Consider the following 17,293-nt stretch of genomic DNA (forward strand, 5'->3'; position numbering starts at 1 on the left):
TGTCAAAATCGAAGAGCTGAAAAGCGAAATAGCTGAGCAGAGTGAGGCAAGCAATGACTGAACACGTTCAAGTCGGTGGCCTGCAGGTCGCCAAAGTCCTGTTCGACTTCGTGAATAACGAAGCCATTCCCGGAACCGGCCTCACCGCCGAGGCGTTCTGGGCCGGTGCCGACAAGGTCATCCACGACCTGGCGCCGAAGAACAAAGCCCTACTCGCCAAACGCGACGATTTCCAGGCGCAGATCGATGCCTGGCACCAGGCCCGTGCCGGCCATGCCCACGACGCCGTGGCTTACAAAGCCTTCCTGCAAGACATTGGATACCTGCTGCCAGAAGCGGCGGATTTCCAGGCCACGACCCAAAACGTCGATGACGAAATCGCCCGCATGGCCGGCCCGCAGCTGGTGGTGCCGGTGATGAATGCCCGCTTCGCCCTCAACGCCTCGAACGCCCGCTGGGGTTCGCTGTACGACGCGCTGTACGGCACCGATGCCATCAGCGAAGCCGACGGCGCGGAAAAAGGCAAAGGCTACAACAAGGTACGCGGCGACAAGGTCATCGCCTTCGCCCGCGCCTTCCTCGACGAAGCGGCCCCGCTGGCAGCCGGCTCCCATGTCGACTCCACCGGCTACAAGATTGTCGAAGGCAAACTGGTGATCGCCCTCAAGGGCGGCAGCAACAGCGGCCTGCGTGACGATGCCCAACTGATCGGTTTCCAGGGCGACGCCTCGGCACCCGCCGCCGTGCTGCTGAAGCACAACGGCCTGCACTTCGAAATCCAGATCGACGCCAACACCCCGGTCGGCCAGACCGATGCCGCGGGCGTCAAAGACATCCTGATGGAAGCCGCGCTGACCACCATCATGGATTGCGAAGACTCCGTGGCGGCCGTCGATGCCGATGACAAAGTGGTGATCTATCGCAACTGGCTCGGCCTGATGAAGGGCGACCTGGCTGAAGAAGTCGCCAAGGGCGGCCAGACATTTACCCGCACCATGAACCCCGACCGCGTCTACACCGCCGTCGACGGTTCGAGCGTGACGCTGCACGGCCGCTCGCTGCTGTTCGTGCGCAACGTCGGCCACCTGATGACCATCGACGCCATCCTCGACAAGCACGGCAACGAAGTGCCCGAAGGCATTCTCGACGGCCTGATCACCAGCCTGGCGGCGATCCACAGCCTCAACGGCAACACGTCACGGCGCAACAGCCGCACCGGCTCGGTGTACATCGTCAAGCCGAAGATGCACGGCCCGGAAGAAGCCGCGTTCACCAACGAGCTGTTCGGTCGTGTCGAAGACGTACTGAACCTGCCGCGCAATACCCTCAAGGTCGGGATCATGGACGAGGAACGCCGTACCACGGTCAACCTCAAGGCCTGCATCAAGGCCGCCAGCGAGCGCGTGGTGTTCATCAACACCGGGTTCCTCGACCGTACCGGCGATGAAATCCACACCTCCATGGAAGCTGGCCCGATGGTGCGCAAGGCCGACATGAAAGCCGAGAAGTGGATCGCCGCCTACGAAAACTGGAACGTCGACATCGGCCTGAGCACCGGCCTGCAAGGTCGTGCCCAGATCGGCAAGGGCATGTGGGCGATGCCGGACCTGATGGCGGCGATGCTCGAGCAGAAGATCGCTCACCCGCTGGCCGGCGCCAACACCGCCTGGGTTCCGTCACCGACCGCTGCCGCCCTGCACGCGCTGCACTACCACAAGGTCGACGTGTTCGCCCGTCAGGCCGAACTGGCCAAGCGCGCTCGCGCTTCGGTGGATGACATCCTGACCATCCCGTTGGCTGTCGAACCGAACTGGACGCCGGAGCAGATCAAGAACGAACTGGACAACAACGCCCAAGGCATTCTTGGCTACGTGGTGCGCTGGATCGACCAGGGCGTCGGTTGCTCCAAGGTGCCGGACATCAACGACATCGGCCTGATGGAAGACCGTGCCACGCTGCGTATTTCCAGCCAGCACATCGCCAACTGGCTGCGCCACGGCATCGTCACGCAAGACCAGGTGATGGAAAGCCTCAAGCGCATGGCGCCGGTAGTGGACCGCCAGAACGCCAATGACCCGCTGTACCGTCCACTGGCGCCGGACTTCGACAGCAACATCGCCTTCCAGGCGGCGGTCGAACTGGTGATCGAAGGCACGAAGCAGCCTAACGGCTACACCGAGCCGGTGCTGCACCGTCGTCGTCGCGAGTTCAAGGCCGCCAATGGGTTGTGATTGAGCGGTAGACAGCGGCACAAAAAAGCCCTGATCGAAAGATCAGGGCTTTTTTATGCGCCTGTGGGAGCGAGCTTGCTCGCGATAGCGGTGTAGCAGTCGATGGCGGTGTTGAATGTCAGGCCGCCATCGCGAGCAAGCTCGCTCCCACATTTGAGTGGCCCCGGTCCTCGGCAAACGGTCTTAAAGATCCATCCCCAACTCATGCTTGACCAAGCCCAGCAACTTCTCGGTATCGATCGGCTTGAGCAGGAAGTCCACCACGCTCAGGTGCATGGCTTCGATGGCGTCCTTCACGTCGGCGTCGCCGGACACAATGATGATCGGCAGTGCCGCCCGCTCGGACTCGCGCACCAGGCGCACCAGCTCCAGGCCATCGACGTTGCCCATGCGCAGGTCGGTGATCAACAGGCCTATCGACGGCTTGGTTTCCAGCATCTTGAGGGCCGTTTCGCCGCTGGCGGCGGTCATGCAATGAATGCCGTCCAGCGCCAGAATTTCCGACAGCAGCTCGCGAGCGTCCTTATCGTCATCGACGATCAAGACTCGCTGCGGCGGCAGGTCAGGTTCCAGCATGACGGCACTCAGCGCCTCGCGCTCGTCGTCACTCAAAATATCGTGGTCGGACATGATGCTCTCTACGTTCTTTAAATCGATCCCCTGGCACAGTGGTCAGACATCGTTCCGCGGCGCTTCAATGTGCACTTCGTCGGATTTTTTTCCAAGAACATTCAATGAAGAATTTTCTAAGGCCGATTGGGCGTTTTTCCAAAGCTTCGGCCGCTTTGCGCCAACCTAGACTTACGTCCAATGGGCACTCAGTGTTCAGGAGCCGACCATGGAGAACAGATCCGACCACAACAATTCGAAAAAGACTGCGTAACGGTTATGAAAAAAGCGGATGCTTTCATCCAGGCAGGGAAAACCGCGGTGTTGCAAAACATCCAGGGTACGCTGCAGTTTCTCCAGCGCTTTCCCCCGTTTAACCAAATGGAAAATGCCCACCTGGCCTACCTGGTGGAGCAATGCCTGCTGCGTTTTTACGCAATGGGCGAAAGCATCATCAAACCCGCCGACGGCCCGGTGGAGCACTTTTACATCGTCAAGCAAGGCCGGGTGGTAGGCGAGCGTCCGCATACGGCCAAGGGCGGCACCGAAACCACCTTCGAAATCACCACCGGCGAATGCTTCCCCCTCGCCGCGTTGCTGGGCGAGCGAGCGACCCGCACCGAACACCTGGCCGGCGAGGACACGTTCTGCCTGCAACTGAACAAGCAGGCGTTCATCAAGCTGTTCGCCCTGTCCAGCCCGTTTCGCGACTTTGCCTTGCGAGGCGTCAGCAGCCTGCTTGACCAGGTCAACCAGCAGGTCCAGCAAAAATCCGCACAAACCCTGGGCACCCAGTACTCCCTCAATACCCGCCTGGGTGAACTGGCGATGCGGCATCCAGTGAGTTGCAGCCCCGACACACCGTTGCGCGAAGCCGTGAAATTAATGCATGAACAACAGGTCGGCAGCATCGTGGTGGTGAACGAGCACAAAGCACCGGTCGGGATTTTCACCCTGCGCGACCTGCGGCACGTGGTGGCCGATGGTTCCGGGGACTTTTCCCAGGCGATCGCCGAACACATGACCCAGGCACCGTTTTTCCTCTCGCCGGACCACAGCGCCTTTGACGCGGCCATCGCCATGACCGAGCGCCACATCGCCCATGTCTGCCTGGTCAAGGAACATCGCCTGTGTGGCGTGGTGTCGGAGCGCGACCTGTTTTCCCTGCAGCGGGTCGACCTGGTGCACCTGGCCCGGACCATCAGCAGCGCCCCGAAAGTGGAGAACCTGGTGGCCCTGCGCGGCGAGATCGGCCAACTGGTGGAACGCATGCTGGCCCACGGCGCGTCGTCGACCCAGATCACCCAGATCATCACCCTGCTCAACGACCACACCGTGTGCCGCGTCATCGAACTGACCCTGGCTGACAAGGGCGACCCAGGCGTACCCTTCAGTTGGTTGTGCTTTGGCAGCGAAGGCCGACGCGAGCAAACCCTGCACACCGATCAGGACAATGGCATTTTGTTCGAAGCCCGGGACGCCGCCCATGCGGCGCAGATCCGCGGGTTGCTGCTGCCCATCGCCCAACAGATCAACCAGAGCCTGGCCCTGTGCGGTTTCACCTTGTGCAAGGGCAACATCATGGCCGGCAACCCCGAGCTGTGCCTGTCCCGCGCCGAATGGGCCCGGCGCTTTGCGGCATTCATCCGTGAAGCCACTCCGGAAAACCTGCTGGGCTCGAGCATCTATTTCGACTTGCGGGTGGTCTGGGGTGATGAGCAAGGCTGCGAGCAACTGCGCCAGCAAGTGCTTGCCCAGGTGGCCGATAACCGTCTGTTCCAGCGCATGCTGGCCGAGAACGCGCTACGCCATCGCCCGCCGGTGGGACGTTTCAGGGATTTCGTACTGAGCCGCAAGAATGGCGAAAAGGCGACCCTGGACCTCAAGGTGCAAGGCCTGACCCCCTTCGTCGACGGCGCCCGCCTGCTGGCGCTGGCCAATGGCATCGAAGCCAACAATACCCTGGAGCGCTTGCGGCAACTGGTCGTCAAGGAAGTGATCGAACCCTTGGATGGCGCGGCCTATGAAGAGGCCTATCACTTCATCCAGCAGACCCGCATGCAGCAACATCAACTGCAAACCCGCGAGAACCTGCCCTACTCCAATCGCGTCGACCCCGACAGCCTCAATCACCTGGACCGACGCATCCTGCGCGAGTCCTTGCGCCAAGCCCAGCGTCTGCAAAGCAGCCTGACGGTAAGGTACCAGCTGTGAGTATTTTTTCCTGGCTGCGTCCGGCCCAGCCGACGTTGCCCGACGTACTGCAGCAACGCCTGGAGCGCTTGCCCGCGCCCTCGCCACTGGATGAGCGCAGCTTGCGAGAACAGCGCTGGGTGGTGCTGGATCTGGAAACCACCGGCCTGAACTTGAACAAGGATCAGGTGCTGTCCATTGGTGCAGTGGTCATAGAAGACGGTGCTATCGATTTCAGCCAGCAATTCGAACGCACCTTGCAATGCGACAAACAGAAGCTGGGGCCGAGTGTGTTGATCCACGGCCTGGCCCCCAGTGCCATCGCCGCGGGCAGCAATCCGGCCGAGGCACTGCTGGCGTTCATGGAGTTCGTCGGCGACAGCCCGCTGCTGGCGTTTCACGCGCCATTCGATTCCCACATGCTCGGGCGGGCACTGAAGGATTACCTGGGTTATCGCTTGCAGCATCTGTTCCTGGATGTGGCAGACCTGGCACCCCTGCTTTGTCCCCAGGCCCATTTGCGCAAGGCGGGCCTGGACGAATGGATCGACTGGTTCAAGCTGCAAGTCTTCGACCGCCACAACGCCAGCGCCGACGCCCTGGCCACCGCCGAATTGGCGCTGATCCTGTTCAGCCGCGCCCGTCAGCAACAGATCCAGAGCCCGCTGGACCTGCAACAGCGGTTGGGCCAGTGGAAGCGGCGGCAACAGGCGCCTTCGCTTTAACCTGAAGCTTACGAACATAGAGCTTTTTGTGGGAGCGAGCTTGCTCGCGAAGCCGCACTGTCAGTCGACATTGATGTTGGTTGACCTGTCGCTATCGCGAGCAAGCTCGCCCCCACACAGAGCCCGGCCTCAATCTCCTTCCCCCACTGCCCGACCAGCGCCAATTGCTTTCCCTCCCCCGCCTCTGCCACAATCGCGAACAATTCTCGTTACTTAAAACGTCGGTGATGCTCCGTGTCGTCAGTCCCTAGCCCCCACAGTGATCTGGTTGGTGCGTTATACCGTGACCATCGCGGTTGGCTATTGGCCTGGCTGCGGCGCAATGTGGCCTGTCCACAGCGGGCCGAAGACTTGAGCCAGGACACCTTCGTGCGGCTGCTGGGCCGTGACGAGCTGAAGGCGCCCCGCGAGCCGCGGGCGTTTCTGGTGGCGATCGCCAAGGGCCTGCTGTTCGATTATTTCCGGCGGGCGGCCTTGGAGCAGGCTTACCTCACCGAACTGATGCTGATCCCCGAAAACGAACAACCGTCGGTGGAAGAACAGCAACTGATCCTCGAAGACCTCAAGGCCATTGATCGTCTGCTGGGCAAACTGTCGAGCAAGGCCCGCGCGGCCTTTCTCTATAACCGCCTCGACGGCCTCGGCCACGCTGAAATCGCCGCGCGCCTGGGAGTTTCGGTGCCCCGGGTACGGCAGTATCTGGCCCAAGGCATTCGACAGTGCTACATCGCACTCTATGGTGAGCCAACATGAGCGCGGCCCACGCCAAGCCAGTCTCGGCCAGTGTGCTGGATGCAGCCATCGCCTGGCAGTTGTCCCTGGACTCGGGCAGCGCCCAGGAACATGAAGCCTTCGCCCGGTGGCATGCCGCCGACGAGGAACACGCCCGGGCCTGGCGGCAATTGGGCATGCTCGACCAGCGCTTCAGTGTTGCCAGCGGGCCGGCGCGGGCCGCGTTGCTGCAATCGCGGGTCAGCATTCGACGCCGGCTTCGCAAGGTGGGCAGCGGCCTGGCCAGTCTTGTCGCGGTCATCGGTCTGGCGCTGTTTGCCGGGGAGCGTTACCTGCCGCTGGATTACTGGCTGGCCGACCAGCGCACCGCCACGGGCGAACAACGCACCCTGCGCCTGGCCGACGGCACAGTGATTAACCTCAACACCCACAGTGCCCTGGACGTGCGTTTCGATGACAAGCAGCGCCGCATCGTCCTGCAGGAAGGCGAGATCCTGGTGGAAACCGGCCACAACGACCCGCGCCCGTTTATCGTCGAGACGCGCGAAGGGCGCATGCGCGCCCTGGGCACGCGATTTCTGGTCAAGCGCGAAGACCAAGGCACGCGCCTGAGCGTGTTGAAATCCGCGGTGGCGGCCCATCCGCAAGCAACCGACGAAGAACAGATTCTGCGCGAAGGCCAGCAGGTGCTGATGCGCCGCGACGGCCTCGGACCGTTGCTCGCCTTGAGCCCCGGCGCCGATGCCTGGACCCGCGGCATGTTGGTGGTGGATAACGCTCGCCTCGAAGATCTGGTCCATGAGCTGGGGCGCTATCGTCGCGGCTACCTGGGCGTCGAGCCACAGGTGGCCGATTTGCGCATCACCGGCAGCTTCCCGCTGCACAACACCGATCTGGCCCTGACGGCGCTGCTGCCGACCTTGCCGGTGCAGGTCGAGCATCACACCAAGTGGTGGGTGGTGGTGGGGCCGAGGACCGAGGCCAAGCCCTGAGAGATGTTGTGTCAGGCAGGCCGCCTTCGCGGGCAAGCCCGCTCCCACAGGGAATAGCGGCGCACACGATATTGCGAGCGACTCGGTCAGTGTGGGAGCGAGCTTGCTCGCGAAAAGGCTATCCCACACACCACAAAACCCAAGCCGACCTCAAAACTGAATCTAAATTATTTTCATCCAGCCCTATCACTTTTCGATTTTCATCCGGCACTCAGGCAATTGAGAAATATTTCCATTCAGGAGCCGCCGTATGTCCCGCCCGCTAGACACCCTGTTGCGCCCCAGCCTGTTGGCCGTCGCCATTGCCTTTGCCGTTCCCCTCGCCAGCGGCCCGCTACTGGCGGCTGAACAGGCTTCCAGCGTACGCGCCTACAACCTGCCCGCCGCCCCCTTGGCCAGCACACTGAACCAGATCGCCAGCCAGGCCGGTCTCGCCCTGAGCCTGAACCCGTCCCTGGCCTCGGGCAAAACCTCGGCACCGGTCCAGGGCCAGTTCGACGCCACCGGCGCATTGCGTGAGGCCCTGCGTGGCACCGGCCTGCAATTGGAACAAAGCAACGCCGGCACCTACAGCCTGGTGGCGGTGCCCGAGGGCGTCATGGCGTTGCCGGAAACCAGCGTGATCGGTGCCGGCACCAGCGAAACCGCGTGGGGCCCGACCGAGGGCTACGCGGCCACCCGCACCGCGGCCGGCACCAAAACCGATACGCCGATTGTCGAACTGCCACGCTCGGTTTCCGTGGTCACGCGCCAGCAGATGGAAGACCGCTCCGTCCTCAACCTCAATGACGCCCTGCGCTACACCGCTGGCGTGCAGAGCAGCGGCTATGGCTCGGATTCACGCAACGACTGGCTGCTGGTGCGCGGCTTCGTGCCGACTCAGTTCCTCGACGGCCTGCCGTTGCCCAAGGGCAACTACATCACACCAAAAATCGAGCCCTGGAACCTGGAGCGCATCGCCGTGCTGCGCGGCCCGGCGTCGTCGGTCTACGGCCAGACGCCACCCGGCGGCATGCTGGACATGGTCAGCCGTCGCCCGCAAGCCGAAAGCAGCCATGAAGTCGAGTTGCAGGCCGGCAGCTACGAGCACAAGCAGATCAACTTCGACAGCACCGGCAAAGTCGATGACGAAGGCCAGCTTCTCTATCGGCTCAGCGGCACCGTGCGCGACAGCAATTCCCAGGTCGACCACATCCCGGACAAGCGCTACAACCTCGCCCCGAGCCTGACCTGGAACATCAACGACGACACGCGCCTGACCTTCCTGTCCCAGTACACCCGCGACGACACCGGCATCACCGGGCAATTCCTGCCGTTGCAAGGCACCAAGCTGTCTTCGCCGGCGGGCAAGATTTCCCACCACAAGAACCTGGGCGACCCGGACTGGGAGTTCTACGATCGCACCTACTACGCGCTGGGCTACAACTTCGAACATCGCCTGAACGACACCTGGCAGTTCCGCCAGAACCTGCGCTACACCAAGAGCGACCTGGAATTCCAGGGCATTTCCGCCGGCGGCTCGTTCTTTCCGGATGGTCCAGACCAATCGGTGAGCGCCGACGGCACCGTCAAACGCAGTGCCAGCATCGTTGACGAAGACATCAGCCAATTTGCCGTGGATAACAATTTCCAGGCTGACTTCCAGACCGGAGCCTTGAGTCATACGTTGCTGCTGGGACTGGACCACCAACGCTCCAACAGCAATGCCCGCTGGAAGTGGGGCTCTGGCGGTGTGCCGACCAGCAACGTCAACAACCCGACCTATGGGCAGGACTTCTCCAACGTCCAGTACTTCACCATGTACGACTACAACCAGAAGACCAACCAGACCGGCCTGTATGTCCAGGACCAGATCGCCCTGGACAACTGGCGCCTGACCCTCGGCGGCCGTGAAGACTGGATTCACACCGGCACCGTGTTCCACAACCAGAACGATGCGACCAACACCCAGCGCGACAAGAAATTCAGCGGCAACGCGGCACTGAGCTACGTCTTCGAAAACGGTGTGACGCCTTACATCTCCTTCGCCCAGTCGTTCCAGGCGGCGGCAGGTTCAACCGTCAACAGCACCGACGCGTTCAAACCAACCGAAGGCGAACAGTACGAAGCCGGCATCAAGTACCAACCACCGGGCACCAAAACCCTGCTGACGGCTGCGGTGTTCGACCTGACGCAGCAGAACAACTCGGTTACCGAAAACAACATCACCCGCCAAGTGGGTGAAGTCCAGGTGCGTGGCCTGGAACTGGAAGCCTCGGGCGACGTGACCGACAACCTGAAGCTGATCGGTTCCTACACCTATAACGACAGTGAAATCACCAAGGGTACCGCCGCTGAAAAAGGCAAGCGCATGGCCCAGGTGCCGCGCAACCAGGCCACCGTCTGGGCGGACTACACCTGGCACAACGGTCCGCTGGATGGCTTCGGGGTCGGTGCCGGCGTGCGTTATGTCGGCGACACCTACGGCAATACCACCAACACCGATTGGGGCCATGTCGGCTCCTATACCGTGTACGACGCCTCGGCCCATTACGACCTCGGGCGTTTGAACAAGACCCTCAAAGGCGTCACGGTGGCGGTGGATGCGAAGAACATCTTCAACAAGGACTACCTGTCCACCTGCGATGGCTTCTACTGCTACTACGGCGACCAACGCAACGTCGTCGCCAGCGTGAATTACAAATGGTAAACGGTTAGCATTTGCAAAACCTTTTTGAGGGCACCTGTACCTGAGACCCGTCAGTCAAATGAACACCCTGTGGGAGCGAGCTTGCTCGCGAAGACGGCGTAACAGTCAACATTGATGTTGTCTGACATACCGCTTTCGCGAGCAAGCTCGCTCCCACAGGTTTCGCGGCTTGACTGATGGGGCTCAGGCATCAGCGTCCTCTTGCATTTCGGATCGCTCATGAAAAGCAAAACCATCCGCCGCTGGTCCTTCGTCCACACCTGGACCAGCCTGATCTGTACGGTGTTCCTGCTGATGCTGGCGATCACTGGGCTGCCGTTGATTTTCCATCATGAAATCGAGCAACTGCTGGGCGACGCCCCCGAGTTCCGGGAGATGCCCGCCGACACGCCACACCTGGATCTCCAGCAATTAGTGGAAAAGGCCAAGGCCCATCGTCCGGGCGAAGTGGTCCAGTATTTCGGCTGGGACGAAGACGAGCCCAACGGCATCTTCACCATCATGGCGCCGACACCGGACACCGAGCCCAATTCCTCCCATACTTTCATGCTTGATGCGCGCACCGGCGAGGCCCTGGAAATGCCGTCGGCCAACGGCGGCTTCATGATGGTCATGCTGCGCCTGCACGTGGACATGTTCGCCGGGTTGCCGGGCAAGTTGCTGCTCGCGTTCATGGGCCTGTTGTTTGTGATTGCCATCATTTCCGGCGTGGTCCTGTACCTACCGTTCATGCGGCGCTTGAAGTTCGCCACGGTGCGCCAGGACAAATCCACGCGCCTGCGCTGGCTCGACCTGCACAACCTGATCGGCGTGGTGACGCTGGTCTGGGCACTGACCGTGGGCGTCACCGGCGTGATTGCCGCATGCGCCGACCTGATCATCGCCGCCTGGCGCAACGACAGCCTCAGCGCCATGGTCGAACCCTATCGCAACACCCCGCCGCTGACGCAATTGGCCCCGGCCACCCGCTTGCTCGACATCGCCAAGAACGTCGCGCCGGGCATGGAGCCCAGTTTCATCGCCTTCCCCGGCACGCTGTTTTCCAGCCAACACCACTACGGCGTGTTCATGAAAGGCAGCACCCACCTGACCTCGCACTTGCTGACACCGGTATTGATCGATGCCAGCACCCTGGAGGTCACCGCCGTGGCCGAGCGGCCGTGGTACATGGACGTCATGAGCCTGTCCCTGCCGTTGCACTTCGGCGACTACGGTGGCCGGCCGATGCAGATCTTCTGGGCGACCCTCGACGTGCTCACCATCATCGTCCTCGGCAGTGGCGTCTACCTGTGGCTGGTGCGGCGTAAAGCGGCCAAGCGCGCAATTGTCGGCACGGAGGTCGCCTCGTGAGGCCTCGGCAGTCGAGTTTCTGGAAGGTGTTCGGTATTCCCGTGGTGATTGGCGTACTGAGCGCGGCGGGGTTGTTTTCGGCGCTGCTGGGCGATGGGGCGTGGGATGCAGTGGCCTGGGTGGGCCTGGGGATTCCGACGGTGTTGGGGACCTGGGGATTGCTCAAGCGCGGATAAGCTCAGCCGGGCATGACCACTCGCCAGCCGCACCGGAACTGTCTAGGCTAGACCCTGCCCGCCAATCGAGGATACTTTGCATGCCCACCCCCAGCATGACGCTGTTCCACAACCCCGCTTCGCCCTTCGTTCGCAAGGTCCTGGTGCTGCTGCACGAAACCGGTCAGCAGGACCGCGTGGCGTTGCAGCTCAGCCAGCTCACACCGGTCAAGCCGGATCGGGCGCTCATTGATGACAACCCGTTGAGCAAGATCCCGGCCCTGCGCCTGGCCAACGGCAGTGTGATCCACGACAGCCGGGTCATTCTCGATTACCTCGACCACCAGCACGTCGGCAACCCGCTGATCCCCCGCGATGGCGCGGCTCGCTGGCGGCGCCTGACCCTGGCCTCCCTGGCCGACGGGATCATGGATGCGGCGGTGATGATTCGTTACGAGACCGCCCTGCGCCCAGTGGAAAAGCACTGGGACGACTGGCTCGAGGCGCAGCGGGACAAGATTCGCCGTGCCTTGGGCATGCTCGAAGCCGAGGCGATTGCCGAACTGGCTTGCCATTTCGACGTGGCCTCCATCAGCGTGGCCTGCGCCTTGGGCTACCTGGACCTGCGCCATCCGGACCTGGAATGGCGCAAGGCCCATGCGCAACTGGCGGCGTGGTTTGCCGAGGTGAGCTTGCGGCCTTCTATGGTAGCGACCGTGCCCAAGGTTTAGTGCTGCACTGGCTGTACCGGCCCCATCGCGAGCAAGCTCGCTCCCACATTTGATCCGTTGCCCGGATAATCGAGGTCTCCTGTGGGAGCGAGCTTGCTCGCGATAGGGCCACTGCGGTCCAACGGAAACAACCCGGCAATCAGCGCCACCAGCATCGCCCCCTCCCGCTGATCCTCACGCAACCCCAACGACCGGCTCATTTCACTTCTCCCAGATCGAAGGCCATTGCAGCGGCCGGCTTCGACCCCACCCCGTACCAGTCCAGCTTGCGGGTCAGCACCATGAACACGCCCAACAGGCCGAACAACAGTAGCGAGCCCATCAACAACGCGTAGTCCTCTGCGCTCAACAAGCCGTAGAGCAAGCCGTACAACCCCGCCAGCCCCGCCGAAAACCCCAGGCCATGGCTCACGCTGCGCAGCACATGGCAGACATAAAAGCCGATCAGCAACACACAGGCACTGGCCGATACCAAGTACGCCAAGGCGAAGCCAATGTGCTCCGACAATGACAGCAGCAACAGGTAAAAGAACGCCAGCGCCACACCCACCAACGCGTACTGGACCGGGTGCACCGCCAGGCTCTTGAGCACTTCGAAAAGGAAGAAGCCGGCGAAGGTCAGGGCGATGAACAGCAGCGCATATTTGATCGCCCGGTCGCTCTTGAGGTACTGGTCCACCGGGTCGACGAAACTCACCCCGAAGGCACGGCTGCGGAACGCTTCACAGCCATCGCTGGGCTCACAGGCTTGCAGTGTTTCCAGCAGGTTGGTGGAGAAAAACGATGTCTGCCAATCCGCACTGAAGCCCTGCTCATTGATGTCGCGCTTGATGGGCAGGAAGTTGCCGATGAAGCTGGGGTGCGGCCAGTCGGCTGACAGATGTACTTTGGTGGATTTGCCCACCGGCAGAATCTGCAGCTCGCCCGTGCCTTGCAGGCGCAGGTCGAAACCGAAGGTCAGCTCGGGGCTGCCCTGGGCAGTGACCATCGGCAGCGGCACATGCACACCCTGCCCCAGCCAGCCGAGCCGCGAGCCCGGCAGGAAGTCGACGGTCTGCTGGTTGAGCGTCAGGGTCAGCGCATTCTCGATGCCGCGGATGTCACTGATGCCGACGCTCAGGTACGGTTCGTCGAAGCGGTAATCGGCGAAGTCCTTGGTGGCGACACCATAGTGCTCAGGCACCTTGAAGCGGCCATCGATCCGGCTGTCGGCATGGAACAACCGCGCTTCGTAGATCCCTCGGGCACGGGTTTCGGTGCGCACCTGGCCGTCGAGCTCGAATTCCTCCGGTAAGAAATACAACTCGCCACTTTGCTCGACGGTTTCCAGGAACCGCACACCGGTCTTCTCATTGGTATTCCAGACCTTCACGTTCTTGCGAAACGGCACCACGATCATCGGCCCGATGAGTTGTTGGCTGTGGCTGGAGCTGCGGGCGATGTCCTGCAACACCCCGTCGCGCAGCTCCTGGCGCTCGTCGATGAGGCCGTTGATCATCATCAGCGGAATCATCAGCAAGAGAATCAATAGGGCGATCATGCCCAGTTTTATAGCGAGGTTGCGATTCATGTGGGGCTCTCCCTGTTCGAATGAGGGAGAGTCTGGGGTGGCTGTGTGCTGGGCTTATGGAGCGATTGTGGAGATTGTGTGGAGACTGCCCTCGTCGTGTTGCGCGCGAACGCCGGCCTCTGCCTCGTCTACGCCCTGGAAAGCTTCGCGCAGGGAATCTTCCATCAGCTGCCAGGCCTCCTCGGCCGACTCGTCCGGACCCAGATGGGTGAACATATGGTCACAACCTTCAAACATTCGCTGCCGCACTGGCACGCCGGCCTGACGCAGTTTCTCGGCGTAGGCCTCGCCTTCGCCGCGCAAGATATCGTACTGCGCCGTGATCACCGTGGCCGCGGGCATCCCCACCAGCGAATCGACCGGCGACAGCAAGGGCGACGCCAACGGATCGAGTGCCTGTGCCGGATCGCTCAGGTAGCAGCGCATGAAGAACCGCATCAGGCCGACGCCGAGCAAGGGACGAGCAATGGTGGAGGTTTTCAGCGCCGGGTCCTGGGCCAGGTCCAGCGCCGCATAGTCGATTAATTGATGCACCACTTTGAGTGTGCGATGCCCCCGTGCCAGACCTGCGACCACCGTGGCCAGATTGCCGCCGGCGCTATGGCCACCGACAGCGATCCGCTGAGGATCGATGCCCAACGCTTCGGCCTGGGCGGCCAACCACTCGAGCACGGCAAAACATTGTCGCGGCGCTGCGGGAAAGACCTGCTCTGGCGCCAGCGCATAGTCCAGGTTGACCACCAGGCAGTTCAGGTTGTGGGCCAGTCGACGGCAATAGCTATCGTCATGCTCGGGTGTCCCGGCGACAAAGCCACCGCCATGAAAATTCAAATACACCGGCAGCGTCGTCGAGGCTTGGGAATGGGGCCAGTAGAACAACGCCCGCGCTGGCCCCCAGGGAGTGGTAATGATTTGTTCGGTCACGGCGCGCAACGGAAACAGCGCGGCGTCATAGGTGAACTTCGCCTTCATTCGCTTGGCGAAGGCGCGCAGCAACTTGGCCTGCAATTTTTGCCAGAGGCTTACCATGCTCATGCTCCCGGTTGTGTAGCCACGAATAGGACCAACGAACCGAAAGCCATCTCGCCGTAAGGCAGGGCGTGCGTCTAGTTATTGTTCGTCGGTGCTGAGCGGAAATTAAACCTAAAAAATGATTATGTAAATTAACCAATAACAAAATTAATCAAATTCCTTTCAAGGCAACCGCAGCACCACCTCCACCCCACCCTCGACATTGCCAATCCTGAATTCACCCCCGTGCAACTGCACCACCTCCTCCACAAAGTTGAGCCCCAGGCCGGTACTCTTGCGACCGCTGTCAGGGCGTGGCAGGGAGTAGAAGCGCTCGCTCAGGCGCGGCAGGGCGTAGTCGGGAATCGGGTCGGCCTGATTGAACAGACGGATCTCGACGTGGCTGCCGACGCGCTCGGCACTGATGCGCAGCAATCCATGGGCGGGGGTAAAGTCCAAGGCGTTTTCCAGCAGATTACCCAGGGCCTGGCGCAACAGAAATGCCTCGCCTGTTAGCGTCAGGTCGGCGTCAATGTGTTGCTCGACCTTTAGCTGACGACTTTCGATCCAGCCACCGCGCGCTTCCAGCAACTCATCCAGCAAAGCCACCAACGGCACGGCGACCACGTCCTCCAACCCCTGTCGTTGTTCGACCTGGGCCAGATTGAGCAAGCGCTCGATCAACTGCTGCATGCGCACGCTTTCGCTGTCGATGTTGCTGACAAACCGCTGGTGCTGGGCCGCAGGCATATCACTTTGCAGCAGCTCGGCGGCGCCGCGAATCGCCGCCAGCGGACTCTTGAGTTCATGGGTCAGGGTGTGCACATAACGCTCGACGTAGGCCTTGCCTTCGAGTTGGGTGCGCATGTGTTCCACCGCGCCCGCCAGTTGCTCGAACTCGCCGCCGCGATAATGCGGTACTTCCACCCGGCGTCCCTGGCTGACCGCCTGGGCGTAGGTCGTCAAACGGCGCAATGCTGCGCTGAGCCACCACGACAGCAAAGCCCCCAACAGCAGGCCGAGGACGACCAACCCCGCGCCATACGCCAGGAGCCGTCGCTCCGTGCGGTCGATATAAGGCTGCAGCGAGCTGTTGGGCTTGGCGACGGTCACCACACCTATGATGCGGCCGTTGTCGCGGATCGGCGCGCCGACGTGCATCACCGAAGAGGTCGGATCATCGGCAACGCTGCGGGTCGAGCGGGCGCCGTAGTGGCCGCGTAGGGTCAGGTATACGTCGTTCCAGCGCGAATAATCCTGGCCCACCGCCACGCCACTGGAATCGAGCACCACGATGCCTTTGGCATCCGTGACGTAGATGCGATGGCTGACCTGGTTTTTCGGCAAGCCCCAGATCGTCGCCGCCGGCTGGCGCTCGCCGTAGGCCTTGAGAAGCTGCGGCCAACGATTCTGGTTGAGGGTGCCGGCCTTGAAATCGTCCCGCAGGATCTCGGCCATCAGGTTGGCGGTGTCCACCAGGGTCTCTTCAGTGGACTGGCGCACGCCAGGGCGGATTTCTTCCATGACCGTGTTGAGCACGAAATATCCGGTCAAACCGATAAACAGCACATACACCAGGAAAATCCGGATCCCCAGCGACATCAGCTGTGCCCCGGGCTGTAGCTGTAGCCCAGGCCCCGGTGCGTCTGGATCGGTTCGGCCTCGGCCCGGACCAGGCGCAACTTGGCGCGTACGCTCTTGATATGGCTGTCAATGCTGCGCTCATAGCCGGCATCACTGGCCACGCCCAGGGCGTCGAGCAATTGTTCGCGGCTGAAGACCCGTTCGGGTTGTTCCAACAGACAGTTCAGCAGGCGAAATTCGTGGCGCGTGAGGTTCAGCGGCTTCCCACGATAGTTGATCTGCACCCGGTCGTTGTCCACTTGGAACAACGCAGTGCCCACGTCCGCCGTCGGTCGCGGCGCCACGCGCTTGAGGATCGCCCGGACCCTGGCCGCTACCTCGCGGGGGCTGAAGGGTTTGACCACATAATCGTCGGCGCCGATTTCCAGGCCCACGACCCGATCGATCTCGCCATCCCGGGCTGTCAGAAAGATGACCGGAACGTCGCTGAAACGTCTGAGATTTTTACAAGTCTCGAATCCGCTGATATCCGGCAGGCCTACATCGAGGATGATCAGGTCGGCCGGGGTGTTTTTCTGGTGTTCCAAGGCAGCGGCGCCGAGGCTCAGCCAAGTGGTGTCGAAACCCTCACCCTGCAGGGCAAACACCAGCGTGTCGGCGATGGCGGCTTCGTCTTCGACAATCAGGATATGAGGCATGGCTTGCGAGCCCGGCAATAAAG

General features: G+C 61.8%; 15 protein-coding genes. 9 read left to right on the plus strand and 6 right to left on the minus strand.

What is annotated here, in order from left to right:
- The first annotated feature begins 53 nt into the window (after nucleotides 1–53).
- On the plus strand, nucleotides 54–2,231 hold the full coding sequence (locus LOY70_RS27415) for a malate synthase G (protein WP_265031604.1): 2,178 nt from the start codon (nucleotides 54–56) through the stop codon (nucleotides 2,229–2,231).
- Nucleotides 2,232–2,414: 183 nt separating this feature from the next.
- Here the strand turns inward: LOY70_RS27415 and LOY70_RS27420 are convergent, their stop codons facing one another.
- Entirely contained in the window at nucleotides 2,415–2,861 is a 447-nt protein-coding gene (locus LOY70_RS27420) for a response regulator (protein WP_265031606.1), read from the minus strand.
- A 258-nt stretch (nucleotides 2,862–3,119) separates the two neighbouring features.
- Here LOY70_RS27420 and LOY70_RS27425 point away from each other — a divergent pair, with 258 nt between their 5' ends.
- From LOY70_RS27425 to LOY70_RS27460, 8 genes are all read left to right on the plus strand, one after another.
- Nucleotides 3,120–5,054 (plus strand): putative nucleotidyltransferase substrate binding domain-containing protein, encoded by a 1,935-nt coding sequence (locus LOY70_RS27425; protein ID WP_265031608.1) that lies wholly within the window; start codon nucleotides 3,120–3,122, stop codon nucleotides 5,052–5,054.
- On the plus strand, nucleotides 5,051–5,758 hold the full coding sequence (locus tag LOY70_RS27430; protein ID WP_265031610.1) for a PolC-type DNA polymerase III: 708 nt from the start codon (nucleotides 5,051–5,053) through the stop codon (nucleotides 5,756–5,758). The genes LOY70_RS27425 and LOY70_RS27430 overlap by 4 nt, the downstream gene beginning before the upstream one ends.
- A 234-nt stretch (nucleotides 5,759–5,992) precedes the next feature.
- The gene (locus LOY70_RS27435) at nucleotides 5,993–6,511 is read left to right on the plus strand and encodes an RNA polymerase sigma factor (protein WP_025215842.1); all 519 of its coding nucleotides are present in this window, start codon (nucleotides 5,993–5,995) and stop codon (nucleotides 6,509–6,511) included.
- Nucleotides 6,508–7,482 carry a FecR domain-containing protein gene (locus LOY70_RS27440; protein ID WP_265031614.1) on the plus strand — a complete coding sequence of 325 codons (975 nt, stop codon included), beginning with the start codon at nucleotides 6,508–6,510 and terminating at the stop codon, nucleotides 7,480–7,482. Before LOY70_RS27435 ends, LOY70_RS27440 begins: the two co-directional genes overlap by 4 nt.
- A gap of 250 nt (nucleotides 7,483–7,732) precedes the next feature.
- Nucleotides 7,733–10,171: a TonB-dependent siderophore receptor gene (locus LOY70_RS27445; RefSeq protein ID WP_265031616.1), complete on the plus strand. Its 2,439-nt coding sequence runs from the start codon at nucleotides 7,733–7,735 to the stop codon at nucleotides 10,169–10,171.
- A gap of 219 nt (nucleotides 10,172–10,390) precedes the next feature.
- Nucleotides 10,391–11,521, plus strand: coding sequence for a PepSY-associated TM helix domain-containing protein (locus LOY70_RS27450; RefSeq protein ID WP_265031617.1), 1,131 nt, complete (start codon nucleotides 10,391–10,393; stop codon nucleotides 11,519–11,521).
- Complete coding sequence (locus LOY70_RS27455) at nucleotides 11,518–11,697, plus strand: hypothetical protein (protein WP_265031619.1); 180 nt, start codon at nucleotides 11,518–11,520, stop codon at nucleotides 11,695–11,697. Before LOY70_RS27450 ends, LOY70_RS27455 begins: the two co-directional genes overlap by 4 nt.
- Before the next feature lie 80 nt (nucleotides 11,698–11,777).
- Complete coding sequence (locus LOY70_RS27460; RefSeq protein ID WP_265031621.1) at nucleotides 11,778–12,407, plus strand: glutathione S-transferase N-terminal domain-containing protein; 630 nt, start codon at nucleotides 11,778–11,780, stop codon at nucleotides 12,405–12,407.
- On the opposite strand, the gene LOY70_RS27465 is transcribed toward LOY70_RS27460, so the two are convergent.
- The 5 genes from LOY70_RS27465 to creB all read right to left on the minus strand — a co-directional run bounded on the left by LOY70_RS27465 (nucleotide 12,404) and on the right by creB (nucleotide 17,270).
- Complete coding sequence (locus LOY70_RS27465) at nucleotides 12,404–12,607, minus strand: hypothetical protein (protein ID WP_123416094.1); 204 nt, start codon at nucleotides 12,605–12,607, stop codon at nucleotides 12,404–12,406. The genes LOY70_RS27460 and LOY70_RS27465 overlap by 4 nt on opposite strands.
- A complete protein-coding gene (gene creD, locus LOY70_RS27470; protein WP_265031624.1) occupies nucleotides 12,604–13,977 on the minus strand; it encodes a cell envelope integrity protein CreD in 1,374 nt (457 codons plus the stop codon). The genes LOY70_RS27465 and creD overlap by 4 nt, the downstream gene beginning before the upstream one ends.
- Nucleotides 13,978–14,031: 54 nt before the next feature.
- Nucleotides 14,032–15,006 carry an alpha/beta hydrolase gene (locus tag LOY70_RS27475; protein ID WP_265031626.1) on the minus strand — a complete coding sequence of 325 codons (975 nt, stop codon included), beginning with the start codon at nucleotides 15,004–15,006 and terminating at the stop codon, nucleotides 14,032–14,034.
- Nucleotides 15,007–15,171: 165 nt separating this feature from the next.
- The gene (gene creC, locus LOY70_RS27480; protein ID WP_265031628.1) at nucleotides 15,172–16,590 is read right to left on the minus strand and encodes a two-component system sensor histidine kinase CreC; all 1,419 of its coding nucleotides are present in this window, start codon (nucleotides 16,588–16,590) and stop codon (nucleotides 15,172–15,174) included.
- Nucleotides 16,590–17,270, minus strand: coding sequence for a two-component system response regulator CreB (gene creB, locus LOY70_RS27485; protein ID WP_265031630.1), 681 nt, complete (start codon nucleotides 17,268–17,270; stop codon nucleotides 16,590–16,592). Before creB ends, creC begins: the two co-directional genes overlap by 1 nt.
- Nucleotides 17,271–17,293: the final 23 nt, after the last annotated feature.

Source organism: Pseudomonas sp. B21-054 (genome assembly GCF_026016345.1).
Classification (GTDB): domain Bacteria; phylum Pseudomonadota; class Gammaproteobacteria; order Pseudomonadales; family Pseudomonadaceae; genus Aquipseudomonas.

What these genes read in the sequence shown, in the direction of transcription:
- LOY70_RS27415 (WP_265031604.1), top strand. Translation starts at nt 54, where the DNA reads ATGACTGAACACGTTCAAGTCGGTGGCCTGCAGGTCGCCAAAGTCCTG.
- LOY70_RS27420 (WP_265031606.1), bottom strand. Translation starts at nt 2,861, where the DNA reads ATGTCCGACCACGATATTTTGAGTGACGACGAGCGCGAGGCGCTGAGT.
- LOY70_RS27425 (WP_265031608.1), top strand. Translation starts at nt 3,120, where the DNA reads ATGAAAAAAGCGGATGCTTTCATCCAGGCAGGGAAAACCGCGGTGTTG.
- LOY70_RS27440 (WP_265031614.1), top strand. Translation starts at nt 6,508, where the DNA reads ATGAGCGCGGCCCACGCCAAGCCAGTCTCGGCCAGTGTGCTGGATGCA.
- LOY70_RS27445 (WP_265031616.1), top strand. Translation starts at nt 7,733, where the DNA reads ATGTCCCGCCCGCTAGACACCCTGTTGCGCCCCAGCCTGTTGGCCGTC.
- LOY70_RS27450 (WP_265031617.1), top strand. Translation starts at nt 10,391, where the DNA reads ATGAAAAGCAAAACCATCCGCCGCTGGTCCTTCGTCCACACCTGGACC.
- LOY70_RS27460 (WP_265031621.1), top strand. Translation starts at nt 11,778, where the DNA reads ATGCCCACCCCCAGCATGACGCTGTTCCACAACCCCGCTTCGCCCTTC.
- LOY70_RS27465 (WP_123416094.1), bottom strand. Translation starts at nt 12,607, where the DNA reads ATGAGCCGGTCGTTGGGGTTGCGTGAGGATCAGCGGGAGGGGGCGATG.
- creD (WP_265031624.1), bottom strand. Translation starts at nt 13,977, where the DNA reads ATGAATCGCAACCTCGCTATAAAACTGGGCATGATCGCCCTATTGATT.
- LOY70_RS27475 (WP_265031626.1), bottom strand. Translation starts at nt 15,006, where the DNA reads ATGGTAAGCCTCTGGCAAAAATTGCAGGCCAAGTTGCTGCGCGCCTTC.
- creC (WP_265031628.1), bottom strand. Translation starts at nt 16,590, where the DNA reads ATGTCGCTGGGGATCCGGATTTTCCTGGTGTATGTGCTGTTTATCGGT.
- creB (WP_265031630.1), bottom strand. Translation starts at nt 17,270, where the DNA reads ATGCCTCATATCCTGATTGTCGAAGACGAAGCCGCCATCGCCGACACG.